Source organism: Sodalinema gerasimenkoae IPPAS B-353 (genome assembly GCF_009846485.1).
Taxonomy (GTDB): domain Bacteria; phylum Cyanobacteriota; class Cyanobacteriia; order Cyanobacteriales; family Geitlerinemataceae; genus Sodalinema; species Sodalinema gerasimenkoae.
In genome coordinates this window covers 1681467-1700002 of sequence record NZ_ML776472.1, presented here as the reverse complement: position 1 = coordinate 1700002, position 18536 = coordinate 1681467, and the positions used below count along the sequence as shown (strand labels likewise).

Annotated in this window: 15 protein-coding genes; 3 read left to right on the top strand and 12 right to left on the bottom strand. The window is 53.6% G+C overall.

All coding sequences use genetic code 11. The features are described from left to right. Positions 1 to 5 precede the first annotated feature (5 nt). The 4 genes from L855_RS07525 to L855_RS07510 all read right to left on the bottom strand — a co-directional run bounded on the left by L855_RS07525 (position 6) and on the right by L855_RS07510 (position 5009). Positions 6 to 962 carry a DUF1822 family protein gene (locus tag L855_RS07525; protein ID WP_159786238.1) on the bottom strand — a complete coding sequence of 319 codons (957 nt, stop codon included), beginning with the start codon at positions 960 to 962 and terminating at the stop codon, positions 6 to 8. A gap of 28 nt (positions 963 to 990) precedes the next feature. Beyond that, positions 991 to 1665 (bottom strand): sigma-70 family RNA polymerase sigma factor, encoded by a 675-nt coding sequence (locus L855_RS07520; protein WP_159786235.1) that lies wholly within the window; start codon positions 1663 to 1665, stop codon positions 991 to 993. A gap of 215 nt (positions 1666 to 1880) precedes the next feature. Beyond that, positions 1881 to 3518, bottom strand: a complete 1638-nt coding sequence (locus tag L855_RS07515; protein ID WP_159786232.1) for an acetolactate synthase large subunit — start codon at positions 3516 to 3518, stop codon at positions 1881 to 1883. A gap of 126 nt (positions 3519 to 3644) precedes the next feature. Then, a complete protein-coding gene (locus tag L855_RS07510) occupies positions 3645 to 5009 on the bottom strand; it encodes an NAD-dependent succinate-semialdehyde dehydrogenase (protein ID WP_159786229.1) in 1365 nt (454 codons plus the stop codon). 416 nt (positions 5010 to 5425) lie between these two features. Between L855_RS07510 and L855_RS07500 the strand changes: the two genes are divergently transcribed. After that, positions 5426 to 6046 carry a glutathione S-transferase family protein gene (locus tag L855_RS07500; RefSeq protein ID WP_159786223.1) on the top strand — a complete coding sequence of 207 codons (621 nt, stop codon included), beginning with the start codon at positions 5426 to 5428 and terminating at the stop codon, positions 6044 to 6046. A gap of 326 nt (positions 6047 to 6372) precedes the next feature. Here L855_RS07500 and L855_RS07495 read toward each other — a convergent pair whose 3' ends face one another. The 8 genes from L855_RS07495 to L855_RS07470 form a co-directional block, all read right to left on the bottom strand. Then, positions 6373 to 7179, bottom strand: coding sequence for an ion transporter (locus L855_RS07495; RefSeq protein ID WP_159786220.1), 807 nt, complete (start codon positions 7177 to 7179; stop codon positions 6373 to 6375). 206 nt (positions 7180 to 7385) lie between these two features. Then, a complete protein-coding gene (locus L855_RS07490) occupies positions 7386 to 9116 on the bottom strand; it encodes an MGH1-like glycoside hydrolase domain-containing protein (protein ID WP_159786217.1) in 1731 nt (576 codons plus the stop codon). 5 nt (positions 9117 to 9121) lie between these two features. Further along, positions 9122 to 10189 (bottom strand): hypothetical protein, encoded by a 1068-nt coding sequence (locus tag L855_RS07485; RefSeq protein WP_159786214.1) that lies wholly within the window; start codon positions 10187 to 10189, stop codon positions 9122 to 9124. Between the two features lie 82 nt (positions 10190 to 10271). Then, on the bottom strand, positions 10272 to 11081 hold the full coding sequence (locus tag L855_RS07480; RefSeq protein ID WP_159786211.1) for a glucose 1-dehydrogenase: 810 nt from the start codon (positions 11079 to 11081) through the stop codon (positions 10272 to 10274). 279 nt (positions 11082 to 11360) lie between these two features. Next, on the bottom strand, positions 11361 to 11702 hold the full coding sequence (locus tag L855_RS21725) for a ferric reductase-like transmembrane domain-containing protein (RefSeq protein WP_246198760.1): 342 nt from the start codon (positions 11700 to 11702) through the stop codon (positions 11361 to 11363). Further along, the gene (locus L855_RS21720) at positions 11683 to 11772 is read right to left on the bottom strand and encodes a hypothetical protein (protein ID WP_246199454.1); all 90 of its coding nucleotides are present in this window, start codon (positions 11770 to 11772) and stop codon (positions 11683 to 11685) included. The genes L855_RS21725 and L855_RS21720 overlap by 20 nt, the downstream gene beginning before the upstream one ends. Before the next feature lie 73 nt (positions 11773 to 11845). Further along, entirely contained in the window at positions 11846 to 12838 is a 993-nt protein-coding gene (locus L855_RS07475; RefSeq protein ID WP_246198759.1) for a ferredoxin reductase family protein, read from the bottom strand. A gap of 224 nt (positions 12839 to 13062) precedes the next feature. Then, positions 13063 to 16632 (bottom strand): WD40 domain-containing protein, encoded by a 3570-nt coding sequence (locus L855_RS07470; protein WP_159786208.1) that lies wholly within the window; start codon positions 16630 to 16632, stop codon positions 13063 to 13065. Between the two features lie 392 nt (positions 16633 to 17024). Between L855_RS07470 and L855_RS07465 the strand changes: the two genes are divergently transcribed. Both L855_RS07465 and L855_RS07460 read left to right on the top strand, forming a co-directional pair. Continuing rightward, positions 17025 to 17519, top strand: a complete 495-nt coding sequence (locus tag L855_RS07465) for a hypothetical protein (RefSeq protein ID WP_159786205.1) — start codon at positions 17025 to 17027, stop codon at positions 17517 to 17519. Between the two features lie 49 nt (positions 17520 to 17568). Then, positions 17569 to 18255, top strand: a complete 687-nt coding sequence (locus L855_RS07460) for a DUF6683 family protein (protein WP_159786202.1) — start codon at positions 17569 to 17571, stop codon at positions 18253 to 18255. Positions 18256 to 18536 lie beyond the last annotated feature (281 nt).

Sequence of the window (18536 nt, the reverse complement as noted above, 5' to 3'; positions counted from 1 at the left end):
ATTCCTTATATAACAAAGTTTTCCAGAAAACTCACACTCCCCAATGCTACTTTAACACCAAACTTCTCCTGAGGCTGACCACTAAAGTTAAGTTTAATATGTTCTGAACTTTTAGCCAAAGCCTGCATTACCGAATGCCCTTCCTCATCTAAAATAGAAATCTCCAGATTAAACGGCAACTCAGACCGTCGATCCAAAGACTGAATTTCTACCGAAATATCCATTTCTTCTGATATTTCTGAATCCAAACTAATTAGGAGGGCGATCGCCTCATCCATTCCTTCAAAATGAAGTAATTTCCCCCGTCTAATCGCCGAGCTTCTGTCGTTCTCCATACTGCTCACCGGTCCTCTAACTGCCCAACCTGGGGTCAGGTTTTGTCCCAAGACTAAGTTCTCCAAACTCTCCCATCCTTCGTTCACTAAACCGCGCACCCATTGGGTTAATTGAGTTAAATGAGGTGGGTCTGGGGACGACTGAAGTTCTAAGTCTTCCACCTTGGATAAAAATGCCTCAAGGTCATCCCAGTCTTGCAGAGAAAACTGTTCCCCTTTCCCCCGAAGTCTCTCACAAAACCCTAGCAAAATTGCTTCATGAGATGCCTCATCCAAAGTAACGGCAATATAGCCAATCTTATTAGACTGAGCCTCTTGAGCAATGGTCACGCTATGAGCATTTGCTGCCACAGGACAACATTCAACTCGCCCCAAATTAGCAAGTTCTAAATCGGCACTATTTGCCAAAACTTGCCAGGCAGGATTCCAAACATAACTAGACTCCAACCGAGTCTCAATTCCCATACATTGACAGTAATAATAAACCGCCAAAACCGCCAAAACATTGCGATAAACCTGTTCTGATTTATCGGGTTTATCTTGATATTGACTGACTTCAGTTGCTCTTAAACGCATGGTTTGCGTAATCGGAACATTGAACGTTAACTCGTTATAACTATAATTCATGATCACTCCTTACATAAACTATCTCTGTCTAGGTTTGTACGTAGTCTTTAATAAACCCGGCAAATTCAGTCAAACTCCGTTGATAAAAATCACTCAACGTTGAGATGCGGACCCCCAAATCTGAGGAAATGACTTTCCAGGTGTCTCCTTCGAGTCGCCTGATGGCAATCAGGCGAAACGTCACCTCTGGCATTTGGCGTAGGGAGCGACTTTCAAACAGTCCATCCGGATCCTCTCGTAAACATTGAGCGATCGCCTCTGAGAGGCTCGGAGGAAGATGTTTGGCAGCAAAATGCTGTTGCACTGGGAAGGTCGGGGTAATGGGATTGAAAGACACCTCGCGGCGATCGCCAATAATTTTGGGGATTGCTTGATTGAAAAAACGCCGTTGTAAGAGAAAGTTAACCCAGCGTAAGAAGGGACTTCTCTCGGGATTATAGGCATCAATGCGATCGCAAATGTAAATAAACAACAGTTGCAGCGCCTCATTGTAAATCTCATCATAAACATGAGGAAATTGACCCAGATAGGGATGACAGAGGCGACCGGAAGTGCGGGTTAGCTGAACCAGTCGTGTCAGAATCCGACGACGCTGGCGACTTCCAGGGGGGAAGTTCTGAGCCTCAAGGGCCAGCCTCCTCAGCACCTCATCCAACTCAGGCACCCGATCATCGTTCGGCGGTTGAATATCTCTATCCTCCACGAAAAACCTCCCAATCATCTATAACTACTGTCGGAAGAACCGCCTGAGTTTTACGGAGATAGCCCCATTCATTACAAAACTTTACATTTAGTTCAACCTCAACCCCCTCTGTTGTGGCTCATCCACAGACAGTGGCTCATCCACAGACAAAACTGCCCATACCGCCAAAGCAGTATGGGCAGAACTCTAAACATCCGAGGCAAGGCTGAGACACCTTACATCGGACAACTCAACTCCCCAGACTTGGCCGAGAAGCGAGCATTTTCTCGATAATCCACCGGACAGTCAATCACCGCCGGTACATCCTGAGCCAACGCCTCCTTCAAAATCGGCACAAATTCCTCAGTGGAAGTGACGCGATAGCCCTTCAAGCCCATGCTTTCGGCGAACTTAACAAAATCCGGGTTGCCGAACTCAATAAACGAGGCCCGTCCATATTGAGCCTCCTGCTTCCACTCAATCAAACCATAGCCCCCATCATTGAAAATAATGGTGACAAAGGGAGTTTTCGTGCGCAGAGCCGTTTCCAACTCTTGGCAATTCATCATGAAGCCCCCATCCCCCGTGGCCGCCACAATCTTGCGATCTGGGTGAACCAGCTTAGCGGCGATCGCCCCTGGAATGGCAATCCCCATCGCCGCAAAACCATTAGAGATTAAACAAGTATTGGGCCGTTCACAGTGATAATGGCGGGCAATCCACATCTTATGGGCCCCCACATCAGAAATCACCACATCATCAGGCCCCATCACCTGCCGCAAATCATAAATCAACTTCTGGGGCTTAATGGGAAACTCATTATCATTCGCGTGTTGCTCGTAATCCTGGCGAATGTCATCCCGCAGGGAGAGGGCATGGGGAGCAGGCTTACTGGAGCGATCGGAACGGCGTAAAATCTCATCGAGGGAGTCGGTGATATTGCCCACCACTTCCACCAGCGGGATATAGCTGCTGTCGATTTCCGCCGAATCCGTGCCAATATGCACAATGGGAATTTCCCCTTTGGGATTCCATTTTTTCGGGGAATATTCAATCAAATCATAGCCAACCGCAATCACCAAATCCGTGTTGTCAAAGCCACAACTAATATAATCTCGCTGTTGCAGCCCCACCGTCCATAAGGCCAGCGGGTGGGTATAGGGAATCGCTCCCTTGCCCATAAAGGTATTGGCTACCGGGATATTTAAGCGAGTCGCAAACTCTGTCAGCGCATCACTAGCATCATCGCGAATCGCCCCATTGCCTACCAAAATCAAAGGGTTATTGGCGCGGGAAATGGCCGTGGCAGCATCATTGAGACTCTTATAAGAGGCGTAGATTTTGTCCTGGCGATCGCACTTGAGGGGTTCTCCCTGCACCGGCATCTCAGCGATATTTTCCGGTAAATCAATATGAACCGCCCCCGGCTTCTCCTGTTGCGCCCGTTTGAAGGCTTTACGGACAATCTCGGGAGTATTGCTAGGGCGAACAATCTGCGAGTTCCATTTGGTAACCGGGGCAAACATGGCCACCAAATCTAAGTATTGATGGGATTCAATGTGCATCCGATCGGTTCCCACCTGTCCGGTAATCGCCACCAAGGGCGCACCATCGAGGTTCGCATCTGCCACCCCCGTCATCAGGTTCGTGGCACCAGGGCCGAGGGTGGACAGGCAAACCCCGGCTTTCCCCGTTAAGCGTCCATAGACATCGGCCATGAACGCCGCCCCCTGTTCATGGCGGGTGGTGACAAACTGAATCGGTGAGCCTCGCAAGGCTTCCAGGACTTGCATATTTTCTTCGCCGGGTAAGCCGAAGACATATTTCACGCCCTCATTTTCCAGACATTTGACTAAGAGTTCCGCAGTATTCATATAAGACCCCTTGCGTTGCGTTGAAATGACTTGAGACAGACGCGATAACAGGTGTGAGACGATACTTCCAAGAATAGTCCTTTTAGCTAAGTTCATCAGCCTAGGCTAACTTGGAATCCCTCCTAATTAGCTGATGACAACGGTTTTAATGTTGACAAATTCTTGAATGCCCTCAAGGGCGAGTTCCCGGCCATAACCGGATTTTTTAATGCCACCAAAGGGGAGTCGAGAGTCCGATTTGACCATCCCGTTAATGAAAACAGCCCCGGCCTCCAATTCGCTGATGAATTGTTGCTGTTCCGGTGCGACGGTGGTCCAGGCACTGGCCCCCAACCCATAGGGGACCAGGTTGGCCAGGGCGATCGCCTCGTCAATGGTACTGACGCGAAACAGCAGGGCAACGGGCCCGAAGAGTTCGTCGTGATCGGCGAGAGTCCCTGATGGAATATCGCTGATGAGCGTGGGGGGATAAAAGTTCCCGGGTCCTTCGGGGAGTTCGCCCCCCAGCCGCAATGTCGCCCCCTCTTTGAGAAGCTGTTGTACCTGTTGATGCAACTCATCGCGAATCCCTGGGGTGGCCAGGGGACCGAGATCCGACTCGGGAGAAAGAGGATCGCCGAATTTTAGGGCCTCTAGTTTAGCCAGGAAGCGCCTTTCAAATTCTTCAGCGATGGACTCGTGCAGGATAAAGCGTTTGGCGGCGATGCAGGATTGCCCCGTGTTAAGCATCCGGGCGGTGACGGCGGTACTGACGGCGGCCTCGAGGTTGGCACTGCCCATGACGATGAAGGGATCACTGCCTCCGAGTTCTAGGACAGTTTTTTTGAGGTTTTTACCCGCTTCCTGGGCTAAACTTATCCCTGCTCCCTCGCTCCCGGTGAGGGTAGCCGCTTGGATGCGATCATCGGCCAGGAGTTGGGGGACGCGATCGGCCCCCACGAGCAAGGTTTGGAAGGCGCCACTGGGGAATCCTGCTTCTACGAGGATGGATTCAATGGCCAGAGCGCATTGGGGGACGTTGGAGGCGTGTTTGAGCAAACCCACATTGCCCGCCATGAGAGCAGGGGCCGCAAAGCGGAACACTTGCCAAAAGGGGAAGTTCCAGGGCATGACCGCCAGGATTGCTCCCAGGGGATGATAGGCCGTGTAACTAAAGGAGGCATCGGTGGCGACAGGTCGATCGGCGAGGAATTCGGCGGCGTTGTCGGCGTAGTAGCGGCAGACGAGGGCACATTTGTTGACTTCGGCGACGGCTTGGGCGATGGGTTTGCCCATTTCTAGGGTGATAATTTCCCCGAAGGCTTGGGCCTCTCGTTCTAGAATATCAGCGGCATTCCGGAGCCAGCGCGATCGCTGCACCATCATGGTATGGCGGTATTGGTGAAAGGCGCGATCGGCCCGTTTGAGTTTCTCTTCGAGTTCCGCGTCACTCAGGGGAGTGAATGTTTTGACGGTTTCTCCCGTGGCGGGGTTGATGCTGGCAATGCCCATAAGTCTGTTCGTATCCTGGTCGCGTCGCCTGGGGCGATCGGTCGGGGCGATCGCCCATCATCTATCCCAGGTCGACTTAGGGATGTCCGGGGAAGCGATCGCGCCCCTTGTGATCCCATTGTCGGTTCAGGGTGCGGGACGTTTGCCACAATTGTTACAAAACGACAAGTTGTTATGAGTTACGGACTTGAACCAAGGGGGCAGTGGTACAGGTTAAGACAATTGCCATGTCCCACCTCATCAGCCCTGCTGACTTGGCCCTTGCCCCTTCAGCCACCCCGACTGCCCACAGATCTATAATTTAAAGCAAGTTTACATTTCGATTGGGTATATAACCCACAAAATCCAAATCGGTCAGCTTAGTACAACCCATTGATACTCGTCAATTCGTCACACTTTAATACCTCCATTTTACCATGAGTCGAATACTTTACTATCATCGCCAATCAAATTTCTCTCGCAAAATCCGAATCCTGTTAACCGAAAAAAACCTAGATTACCAGTTAGAAGAAATTGACTTAACTGCCAAGCCAGAGTCTTTTTTGAAAATTTCTCCCATTGGCAAAGTCCCGGTCCTCGTAGACGAAGACGGAACAGTTATCTGGGATTCCCCATTAATCACCCGGTATTTAGAAGAAATGTATCCGTCCCCTAGCTTCTATCCTCAAGACGTTCAAAGTCGCTATGAATGTTTGAAATGGGAAGCCATGGCTGACACCTTAGGGAAGCATATCATTGACCTATGGATACAAGGCTTATTGAACCCCGAAACTTCGACAAAATACCAGTCGATTTTACAAAGCAAAATTGACCGTCTGATCTCGGTCTTTGCCAAACAGCTAAATCAGGGCGACTATCTGCTAGGGACAGAGACCTGGTCAATGGCTGATATCTCGGCCCTCTGCGCCTTTGGCTACCATGACCTGCGCCTCGGAGAAGATTGGAAAATCACCTATCCCCATCTCAAAACCTGGTTCAATAAACTTCACCAGATTGAGTCCGTCCAATCCACTGTGCCGCCGAAGATGGGTCAGTGAAGAGATCTGCCCCTCTTCTATCCGTATCACGGTTAATGAGATCGGAGCAACCTCACCAAGACCACTATACTTAAGTCGAATGCCGTCGCCGCCGCCCGTCCGACACCTGGAAAACCACCATTTATCCCCGCCATGATTGAATCTGCCTTGCTGATCCAAGCCGCTGCTAAGGGTCTAGGTCTCCTGATCACCAGCCTGGTCAAAGACAAGGGCGGCGAAACTCTGAATCCCATATGATTACCGTGACGAATCCAGCATCGCCAGCCTAGAAACCTTTGATTTTCGCTTTCCCCTAGTGACAAGGGAGGTTTGAGCCAGCCATGGTATTAATCTCCCTGTCTTAAGCTCTGAATCTCGCTTCGCAAGGCGGTGATTTCGTCTCGCAGAGCATCAAGCGATTTCACTCCGACAATCTCTGCTTCGTCATCGTCAGCATCTTGTCCGATAAAGAATGTGGCTAACGTTGCCGTCATATAGCCGAATACGGCAAACGCATACAGAGCTAGAAAAAAACAGAGGATGCGACCTTCTGGCGTTTTAGGAAAGTAGTCTGATCCCATTGTGGTCATCAGCATTGCTGTCCACCAAAGCGCAGTGCTGTAGCTATCAAATCCAGACAAATCTGGAGCATCTTGCTCAAACGCATACATTCCCGCAGCTCCAACCATGGTAATGATTGCAGTCGTCATCACCACGTAGCCAAAGCCACGTCGCCCAAAATTGGCCGCGAGCGATCGCATACTGTGATTGGTACGAGCCATCACCCGCACCAGCCGCAAGCCTCGAACTGCTCGCGTAGTTTGCAAAATTCGCATCACCCGCGCAAACCGCAACACGCGCAAGGCGGGTAAAAGCACTGAAATGACTGTCATCCAGTTGGTTTTAAGATACCTGGCCTTGTGGGGTGCAAGTGAGAGTCGAAGCACAAATTCTAGGATAAACGCGCCCCAAATGACGATGCTAATTGCATCTAAAAGAGGAGTCAGTCCCCAAGTCAGTTCCACCACAAACAGACCGAGCCAAGCAAAACTCAATATGAGCATTGGCAATTCTAGCCAATCTTCAAGCTGCTGCAAGATTTGCTGTTGTTCGTGTTCTATTGCTTCCTTTTCAGGTCGATTTAAGGGTTTCATCGCCAGAATTCAATCCCAATTTTCAAAAGTCGCACCATAGATGGATACAGAGGAACCCACCTCTAGCCCCTCCCAGGAGGGCACGGCTGTTCGCCCTTCCCCAATGTCGAGTGTATGCCAAGGGTGTCGAAAAATTGAAAAATGGTATTAGATGTTCTGGAGTGTTGTACCCCTGCAACGTCGTGGTGCAAGAACGCCTCCACAGGCTAGGACGATTGCGATCGCGCGGCTAAGACCCCCTCACGGATCAACGTTGCCACCAGTCCCGTCCAGCCAGTTTGGTGATTCGCGCCCACCCCGGCCCCGTTGTCACCGTTGAAGTATTCATAAAACAGCAGCAGATCCTGCCAGTGGGGATCCCCCTGAAAATGGGGATGGCCGCCATGCACCGCCCGCGTTCCGGCCTCATTCCTCAAGAAGATATTCGTCAATCGTTGGCATAGGTCGTCGGCCACCTGGGTTAGAGTGCAGTTCTGTCCCGTTCCGGTGGGATATTCCACCGTGAACTCATCCCCCAAAAAGCGGTGAAACATTCGCAGTGAGTCAATCAGCAGGTAGTTAACCGGGAACCACACCGGGCCGCGCCAGTTGGAGTTACCGCCAAACATGCCGCTGGTGGATTCCGCCGGTTCATAGTGGACTTTATGGGTTTCGCCGTTGACATGGAACGTGTAGGGCTGCTCAGCATGGACTTGGGAGAGCGATCGCACCCCATAGTCGCTGAGAAACTCGTCAGTATCCAGCATTTTTTGCAAAATGCACCGCAGTCGCTCCGGGTTCACGATCGCCAGCAGGGCGCAACTGTTCATCCCCTTGTCAGTCAGAGAAGCAATGTTTTCCTGGAGACGGGGGCGGTTCTCCACAAACCAGTTAAACCGCCGCGTGAAGTTGGGAAAACGCTCAAACGTCGAGGCACTAAGCACCACCGTGGCAAACAGGGGAATCAGCCCCACCATCGATCGCACCTTCATGTGATGGCGTTCTCCCGTCGGCGTGTGCAGCACATCGTAGAAAAACTCATCCGCCTCGTCCCACAGGTGAATGTCTGTATCCCCCAGGTGGTTCATCGCGTCGGCAATATAGAGGAAATGCTCAAAAAACTTACTGGCAATGTCCTCATAAGCGGGATTGTCCGCCGCCAACTCCAGCGCCATTTCCAGCATATTCAGGCAGTACATGCCCATCCAACTGGTTCCGTCAGACTGCTCCAGATAGCCCCCCATGGGCAGGTCTGAGCTACGGTCAAAAATCCCAATGTTATCCAGTCCCAGGAAGCCCCCCTGAAACACATTGTTACCGTTGTTGTCCTTGCGGTTCACCCACCAGGTGAAATTCAGCAGCAGCTTTTGAAACACCCGCTCTAAAAAGAGGCGATCGCCCTGACCATATATTGCTTTTTCAATCTGGTAGACCTGCCAAGTCCCCCAAGCATGGACAGGGGGATTTACGTCGCTAAAATGCCACTCATAGGCGGGCATCTGGCCATTAGGGTGAAGATACCACTCCCGCGTCAGGCGATCCATCTGGCGCTTGGCAAAGTCAGGATCGATCAGCGCCAGAGGCACCACATGGAAGGCCAAATCCCAGGCCGCGTACCAGGGAAATTCCCACTTATCCGGCATGGAGATGATGTCATCGTTAAACAGATGCAGCCACTCTAGGTTGCGCGGATTGTGGCGATGGGGCGGCGGCTGAGCGGGATCACCCCGGAGCCAGTCCTCCACCACATAGTGATAGTACTGCTTCGTCCAGAGCAGCCCAGCAAAGGCCTGCCGTTGCACGTTGCGAGCGTCAGTGTCGCACTGTCCCGGTAGTAGGTGATCGTAGAACGCCTCAGCGTCCTGGGAGCGCTGTTGTATCGTCAGTGTCGCACTGTCCCGGTAGTAGGTGATCGTAGAACGCCTCAGCGTCCTGGGAGCGCTGTTGTAGGGTCTCATCAAAGCTAGGGCCAAAGGGCTGGCGATCGCTCTCGGGCGACTGATCCGAGAGCCGTAGCTGTGGTCTCATCAAAGCTAGGGCCAAAGGGCTGGCGATCGCTCTCGGGCGACTGATCCGAGAGCCGTAGCTGGACAATCCACTCCTCCCCTGCCGCCAGGCAGCGATGGTAATGGGGGGAGACCTTGGTGCCTCGCTGATCAGGATTCACCGCCGCCGTCTTGCCGTGGACGATATAGTCGTTAATGCCGTCCTTGACGTAAGGGCCAGCATTCTCCGCCCCAAACAATCGTTGCAAGTTCGTCTCGTTTTCCGTAAACAGCAGGGTATCAGCCCCCTGACAGTAGAGCCAACGCTGCCCCAGTTCGGGATGTTCCACCTGCACCGTGGCAGCGCCATTGGTAGCGGCCACCTGGTGCAGGCAGGGCTTCTCAGCATCGTTGTACCAAGACCAGGTATTGCGGAACCAGAGAGTCGGCAGCAGGTGTAGCTCGGCGGCATGATCCGCCCGGTTGACGATCCGAAGCTGGATCACCAGATCCTCATCGGTGGCCTTGGCATAGTCCACAAACACGTCAAAGTAGGCGCTCTGGTCAAAAACGCCCGTGTCCACGAGTTCATACTCCGGATCGTGGTAGCCACGCTGCTGGTTTTCCTGGAGCAACTGCTGGTAGGGAAACGCTGCCTGGGGGTATTTATAGAGATACCGCATGTGGGCGTGGGAGGGCAGGTTGTCCAGGTAGAAGTAATAGTCTTTGGGATCTTCCCCGTGGTTTCCCTGGGGGCCGGTCAGGCCAAAAACACGTTCCTTGAGAAAGGGATCCCGGCCGTTCCAGAGGGCGATGGCAAAGCACAGCCGCTGATGATTGTCGGAAATGCCCCCGAGGCCGTCTTCTCCCCAACGGTAAGCCCGCGATCGCGCCTGGTCGTGGGGAAAATAGTCCCAGGCAGAACCATCAGCACTGTAGTCTTCCCGCACAGTCCCCCACTGTCGCTCACTTAGGTATGGCCCCCAGCGTTTCCAGTAGGCGGTGCGATCGCGGTCTTCAGTCAATCGACGTTCCTCAACAGTCATAGCTATCCCCGTTAAAAATTCAAGTTCTGTGTATCGAGAGAAATCCATCAGGGATGCCAGACCCCGATTAACTCGATTACAATTACGCCGACCAGGCTTCGCGGAAATCGGCGTATAGGGTGAGGCCACCGTCGATATACAAGGTTTGCCCAGTAATATAGGTTGCTTCCTCGCAGGCCAGGAAGGCAACAGCAGCAGCCATTTCCGCTGGCGTACCCGCCCGCCCCATGGGAATATGGCTTGCCACGGCTTCCCGCTTCTCCGCGTCTTCAGTCCAGGCTTCGTTGATGGGGGTATCCGTGGCACCGGGGCCAATCCCATTGACTCGAATGCCTTGGGCGGCATACTCCAGCGCCAGGGTTTTGGTCAGGTTGCCCATGCCCCCCTTGCTAATCGAGTAGCTGAGGTACTGGGGCCGGGGAATGATTTCGTGGACACTGGAGATATTGATAATGCAGCCGGGGCGATTTTCCGCCAGCAGGTGCTTGATGGTTTCCCGAGCGCAGAGATAAGCGCCCTTAAGGTTGACATTAAGCACCCATTCAAAATCACCCTCCTCAAGTTCGTGGGAGGGGCTTTCCGTCTGCACCCCAGCATTGTTAACCAGGATATCCAGATGTCCGAAATAGTCGATGGTCTTTTGCACCATGGCAATCACATCGGCTTCCTGGGAGACATCTCCCTGCACCAACAGGGACTTGACACCACATTGCTCGACATCCTTGCAGGCTTTGTCCATGGCTTGCTCTACAGTTTCCTGAGCCGCGTCAGGGCTACTGCGGTAATTGATAGCCACATTGCAGCCATCTTCGGCAAGGCGAATGGCGATCGCCTGCCCAATTCCCGAAGAAGCTCCGGTCACGAGGGCGGTCTTGCCCTGAAGTCCTTTCATAAAGCCGTGCCTATGTTAAGAAATTAAGTTCTCTAAAAACTAAATCTGAAAAAATGGATAACTATCCTGTGGCAATCCTAGCCAACTTCCAGGATGACCGTCTCTCTCAAAAGAATGACTTCAGGTCAGGATCGAGAGAGAAATGCAGCGTTCCCTTGGCTGCCCTCGAACGGGTCGAGTTGAGGCCGATTTTGCAGCCAGGCAAAGAACGCCCCTGCACCAACCAGAATCAGCGTTGTCATCACAACGATTTGCAGCATGATGCTATAGCGCATAATCCTAAGCCAAATTAAAGTGTTCCATATGCACGTTCGTAACCGGCACCTCCAGGCCAAACAGGGCAGCTTCGACCTGATCCATCATCACCGGAGCGGCACAGATAAAGTACTGGCGACTACCCCGGTGGAGAGGAATATAGCGGGCCAGGAGCTGCTGATCGACGTAGCCGGTTTCCCCAGTCCAGCCCTCATGAGGGTGGCGTGGCACGTAGACAATTGTTAAATCAATGTTGTCCTTGAGGGTTTCTAACTCCTCTCGGTAAGTAAAGTCCTCCCAGGATGAGGCTGAATAGATTAGCAAAAACGGACGATCATCCTGGCGCTCAACAGCGGTCAGCAACATGCTTGGATGAGGCTGAATAGATTAGCAAAAACGGACGATCATCCTGGCGCTCAACAGCGGTCAGCAACATGCTATACATGGGCGTGATGCCGATGCCGCCCGCAATCAGCACAAACCCGGCACTGTCCCAATAGCGCTCAGTGTTACATGGGCGTGATGCCGATGCCGCCCGCAATCAGCACAAACCCGGCACTGTCCCAATAGCGCTCAGTGGTGAACACGCCGTAGGGACCATCTAGGTAGGCTTTGGTGCCGGGTTTGACATCTTTGATGCTGCGGGTAAAGTCCCCTAGGGCCTTAATGCCAAACTCAATCCGCTCCGGATGGTCGCCGCTCGAAGACATGGAAAACGGATGCTCCCGCATCCCAATCGGGTGAATGCCCAGGGTAATCCAGGCGAACTGCCCCGGTTGGAAGGTAAATCCTTCGTGGCCGTGGGGGCGCAGGGCCAGGGTCCAGACATCGCCGCGCTGGGGTTTGACTGCTTCGACGAGGTAAGGATGCTTGGTCATCAGCATGGGCTTCACCAGCCGCACATAGAGAATCAGCCACAGGGCCACCAGCACCATCGCCGACCACAGCACCCCTTTCCAGAACAAGCTCATGTAGTTGCTCACCGCCAAGGCATGGCCAAAGCCTAACCCCACCGCCACCACCGCCAAAAAACTGTGGACTGCCCGCCAGGGTTCATAGGGAATGTTCAGCGGCTTTCGCCAAATGGTGGTCACCACCATAATCAAAAAGGCCAAGGTGGCAATGACTGCCATCCGCGCCCGCCAGGGAGCCTCGAAAAAATTCAGCAGCCCCAGGGTTTCGGGGTCAACCACGAATAAAATCACCGGATGCACCAGCACCATCAAAAACGCCGCCAAGGAGGTATAGCGGTGAAACTGAATCAAAATATCGATGCCGTAGGACGACTCGATCCGGTTGACGCGGGCGGCGAGGGCAAACTGTAGCACCATCATCGCTAGGCCAATGAAGCCTAGGGCAACGGAAAACTCCAGCCAAAACCCCCGGCCGGGAGGGGCCGGGTGCAGCAGCATCACGGCTAGCGGAACGATAGAAATCACAATGTAGGCCACAATCCACAGGGTCGCGACAGCGATGGGATTGTGCATTAACAGACGTTGCATGGATAACCTCTGACGGGGAACTACCTCCAGGAAAACGAGCTGTTCCCCTATTGGATGTATATTGGGCCGAACAAATCGGGTGCAGTTCACGCCTTGATTGATTGTAGTCGCCTCATGAGCGCAGAACGATTGCTATAGTCTCTCTTGAACTGTTCCAACTAATACCACAAGGGATAGAGCCTGCTTGTCACCCTCTCAAGTTTACCCCCCGTTCTTTGGAGACATTAGGGCCTAGCCCCTAGTTCTTGCAAGGAGGCGATCGCAGCTGCACTCAACCCCTGCACCTGGGCCAAGGTCATCCCTTCATAGAGGCGGGGACTCCGGAGGACTTGTAGACAGTCCCCAGAGGTAATATCCCACAGCCGAATCGTTTCGTCGTGGCTGCCGCTAACCAGACAGGGGCGGGGGGAGGCAGACTGGTCCATGGGCATCGAGGGCAAAAAGGTCAGGGAAGAAATAGCACTCCTATGGCCCTCGAAGGTTCTCAGACAGTCCCCTTGGCGGTTCCAGAGTTTAAGGGTACAGTCTTGGCTGCCGGTGGCCAGCCATTGTCCCGAAGGGTCAAAGACCACGGTTTTGACCTGGCTGGTGTGACCTTTCAGGGTTTTCAGACACTCGCCGGTGGTGGCGTCCCAAACCTTAGCGGTATAGTCCTCACTGCCCGAGACAATCAGGTCATCTTCGGGGGCAATGGCCACGGCCCAAACCCGTTCCCTATGGCCAGTGAGGGTGTTCAAACAGTCGCCAGTTTGCAGATCCCATTGTTTGACGGTTTCGTCATTACTGGCCGTCGCCAACCAAGGCTGGTGAGTTGCCAAGACACAATCCCAAACCCAGCTACGATGCCCTTCAAACGTGCGAAGGCAGTCGCCAGTCTGCAAGTCCCAAAGTTTAGTGCCAGCATCGGCACCACAGCTCGCCAGGGTTTGGCCATCAGCACTAAAGGCCAGGCCATAGATCGGGGCGATGTGACCCGACAACACGGTCAGACAGTGGTGATTCGTTAGATCCCAAATCCGAATTTTGCCATCGCCCCCCGCTGTGGCTAACCGTTGCCGGGCAACATGAACCACCACCGCCCAGACCCAACTGTCGTGGCCGGCTAGGGTCTGGCAGCACTGGCCGGTACGTAAATCCCAAATTCGGGCCAGTTCATCGTCGCCACCACTGACCAAAAAGCCGGGGCCAGCCCCGGTGACCCCATAGACCTGGCTGGACGATCCACAAATCGTTTTAACGCATTGTTTCGTGAGGCCATCCCACAGTTTGACCGCCTTGTCATTGCCGACACTGGCGATGAGGCGACCATCTTGGGTACTCGCAACGCCCCAGACTTCACCACGATGGGCCACAGTGGTATGTTGACAAGTGCCCTGATGAATATCCCAATATTTCAGGGTTTGATCAAAGCTGCTGCTGACCAGGATATCGGTATTGGGGATAAACATGGCCGCACTGACGATATGGCGATGGCTGGTGAGGGTGTTTTTTAGAGTACCGGTGGCCACAGTCCATAGGCGGATCGTGCCATCCATGCTGCTAGTAGCTAGGATGGTGCCGTCTGCACTGAAGGCGAGGTTCCAGACCAAATTGGCATGTTCCCGCAGCACATGGAGACATTGCTGGGTTTGGAGATCCCAAAGGCGCACCGTTTGATCATGGCTGCCGCTAGCGAGAATCACCCGCCCTTGGGCATCGGGGACGGGGGCAATGGCCACGAAAGCCACCCGGTGGGTATGGTCGCTAAGGGTGGCCAGGAGAGTCCAGGTGACGGTATCCCAGAGGCGAATGTGGTTGTGGTAGCTGCCGACCAGTTGGCGACCGTCGGGACTCCAGGCGATAGACGAACAGCCCTCGGCCTCCCCTGCTAGGACTTTGAGACAATGCCCGGTGGCCACATCCCAGATTTTGACCACATTATCAGTGGTGCCGCTGGCTAGACGGGTGCCATCGGGACTAAAGGCGAGTCGCCAAGTCCAGGTGTTGTGGGGCATAGAGCGAATCAGGCGACCACTGGGCATCGCCCATAGCCGGAGGTGGTTGAAGTCAGCTGAGGCCAGTATTGTGCCATCTGGGCTAAAGGCTACCGCCCGGCTGTAGGTGCTGGGTTCGGCAAACACTGTTTGCTCGAAGGTGGCCTTCGTGAAGTTGCATTGGTGTAGGGGGGTATTGACCAGATAAGCCTGACGAATCCAGAGTCCTGAAAAGTCAAGACCTGTTAGGTCTAGGGCTAGGTGGTGCATCAGGTTCAGCAGGTTCCCGGCACTGTAGCTGGGGGTTTGACCAAAGTGGGTACGAACCTGGGCCAGCACCTGCTGCAAATGGGTTCCTAGCCGTTCTTGGGGACAGAGGTGAGTCTTCAGCCGCTCGGCGAGGGGGGTGAGAATCACCCGCAGTTGGCTCTGGCGAATATAGTCCTTGGCGGTGGCTTGGATTAGGGGATAGTGGTGGAACCAGGGGGAGTCGTTTGCCCTTCGACTGCGCTCAGGGCAAAGTGAGGGGAGGGCCTGTCCCGCCATCAAATCCGCAAACACCCGCTCCAACAGGCCCTCCACCCAGTATTCCATCACCACGGGCTGCTGGGTGAAGCCGAACTCCCCACGTTCAATCAGCGATCGCCGGTTCAAGGCATCGACCGCTTCTAGGAGTTGCTGTCGGGGAATGGCGGTGCCCACATCTGCCTGGAGTTGGGCTAGGGTCACCCACTCGCGGTGGATGGCTAGCCAGGTCATGACCTGGTGTTCAAGGTTGGAGATGCGATCGCACTGCTGCTGCAACAACCGTCGCATGTTGCTGAACACCACTGTCTCCTCTTGCAAGAACTCAGCAATGCTGCCCCCAAACAGATCGCGAATGGTGGTGGCGACCATTTGCAGCGCCAGGGGATTACCCCGATAGTGATCGATTAACTGTTGGTGGTCAGAGGTGGCCCCAGTCAGCCCCTTGGCCTGAAACAGGGCTTGGCTATCGGGGGCTTTTAGGCCGGGTAAGGCGTGCGATCGCACGGGCAAATAATTCCCTTCCAGGACGGCAATCTCCCCTGGCTTTTCTCGACTGGTGAGGATCACACAGCTTTGGTGGATGCCTTCCCCCACCTGTTGCAGCAGGTCGCCATAGGCTTCATAGCCCGGTAGGTAGTGGCTCACCGTCTGGCCGGTTTGCAGAATCGTCTCAGCATTGTCTAGCACCAGCAAACAGCGATGCTGCCGCAAATAGTGCATTAATTGGGAAATTTGGGCAGTCTGTCCCGGACGTAGCTTCACTTCTTGCTGCTGGGAAAGAATAGGCAAGATATCCGCTAATACATCACTCAGCTGCGGCGCATCCCGCAAACTGCGCCACACCACAAATTCAAAGTGGGGCTGCACCGTCTGGGCTAACTTGATTGAGAGGGCGGTCTTGCCCATGCCCCCCATCCCCAGCAGGGCAATTAACCGACAGTGATCGAGCAAAATCCACTGCTCTAGGGCCTCTAGTTCTTTCTGGCGACCGTAGAAGTGGGAGACATCAATGGCTTCGCCCCAGGAGGTGGTGGGAGGATGAGGGAGTGGGGATACTAGGGGAATGGTCGGCGCTTTATCAGCGGTATCCGGAAATTGGTAGTCGGTGCGATCGAGGGTAAGGCTAAAGGCGCAGAAGAATGCCTCTAGGGTTTGGCGATCAACAGTGGTCTTAGCATCCAGGACTTTGGTGATGGTTTTGAGGGAAAGCTGGGTGCGATCGCACAATTCCTCCAGGGTAAACCGCTGCCCCTCATTGTCTTGCAACTCTATCTGCCGCCGAGCCGTATTCAACTTGTTCTGCCCTTGGGATGTCAATATCACCCCCCGGCGTCGCAGACCTCGCTTTTCCCCCACGGGTTATAACGTCCTTGCCCTGAAATTAGGTTGGGAGGAATTCACAGCATACTCAGTGAAAGAGAAAGAAACGCTGGGCATTGGCCCCTAGAAATAGGCCCTTCTGCCTTTAGCGTTCCACCTTCTGCCTTTTATATCTGCCTTCCTCCAGGCTGTCCCCTTAGGGCACCAGTCGCAGCCTCAACGAAAATTATCCCATGGAACTTAAGGCCCCATAACTAACTTCCCGTGTAACTTACCCTATCTTCCCTGGAATCCCAGAGGGGGAAGAGCGATAGTGAATTTATCAACCACATCGCGCTTTTCACAGTGCTTCTGAGGAGGTTTTTATGATTCACCATATTTCCATTCCGGCGCAAAATCCTCATCATGTCGCGTTGGTCTTAGCTGAGTTGTTTCAAGGCAAAATCATGCCCTTCCCGCCCTTGGAGGATGCTTATGTGGTCCTCGCCAAAGATGACTACGGCACCTTGATCGAGATCTACCCCATGGGTAGTGAGATCATGCCAGGTCACGGCATCGATGAAGCTAGTTTTTGTCGCAATGCTCACCCCTATCGCTTCTCAGCAGTTCATGCCGCCATTTCAGTACCAGTGAGCCAGGCTGATATTGAGGCGATCGCCCAGCGGGAAGGTTGGCGAGTGTTGGCCTGCGATCGCGATGGTCTGTTTCACCTGATCGAGTTTTGGGTCGAAAACCACCTGATGCTCGAACTGCTCCCCCCCACGATGGCCGAAGGATACTTACAAGCCATGGCCCCTGCCAGCTTAGACCGTCTCCTGGCGCAGATGGCAACTGTACCGGTTCGAGTTTCTTCGTTTTAGGAGCTAATTTTCGATGACACGTTTTCCGATGACATGGGTAAGACCGATCATGGCAGGAGTTGCGATCGCAACGACCCTACTCCTTCCTCTGCGATCAACCAAAGCTCAGTTCACCAATCCCTACACCTTCAGTACCTGGAATAACCCCATATCCAGTTCCGCTGACACCGCCATCATGAACCGCGCCTTTCAACGCATGGTGGAGGGTATAGGTACCTCAACGGCGGCGTCCCCAAACTCCAGCCCAGCCCCTCTAAGTGCGAGCAATTTTCGCCCCGTCGCCCGGCAGCTTATCCCCCAACGGCTAGCCAGCGACCCCACCCTCAGCCCTGCTGAGCAGCAACAACTGGTAACCCTTTATTCTGAGCTGCTGACTACATATCACGACTGGCTAATCGAGGAAGGGGAGCAACGGCTACAAAATAATGTGGCTGGAGCAATGATGTACCTGATGCTAACCAGCCAGTATGTGATCAATGACGGAGAAGAAGTGAGCCAGGCAGAGCAAGAGGTAATTCTTCAGAATTTTAATGAAGCCCTCGCCAGCGACGCTCACTTTCAGGGTCTCAGTGCCCAGGGTAAACAAGAACTCTACGAAACCTTAGTCATTTCAGCGTCCTTGCCCATGGCCCTCTATTTCGAAGGCCAAGCCGCCAACGACCTGAGCTTGATCACCCAAGCTCAAGCCATGGCAGAGGCGATCCTAATCGCCATTTTGACCGGGGAAGCTGGATAATCGCCGCGCCTTCCTGCCAGCGATGATGACCCCTGCAAGTCAGTCTCCGTCACTGGTGTCATTAGCAATGACCTGACAGATTCCGTTGCAGAGGCATCTGATCTGTCCACTTTTGAACCAACCTGGCCACCATCACGGAAGGATTGCCGCTATGAGACGTTTAACTTGGACAATGTTGACTGTGGGATTGGCCTTGAGTACTGCTTTGGCCCATCCCCTCGCTGTTGCCTGCTACTTGGACAATGTTGACTGTGGGATTGGCCTTGAGTACTGCTTTGGCC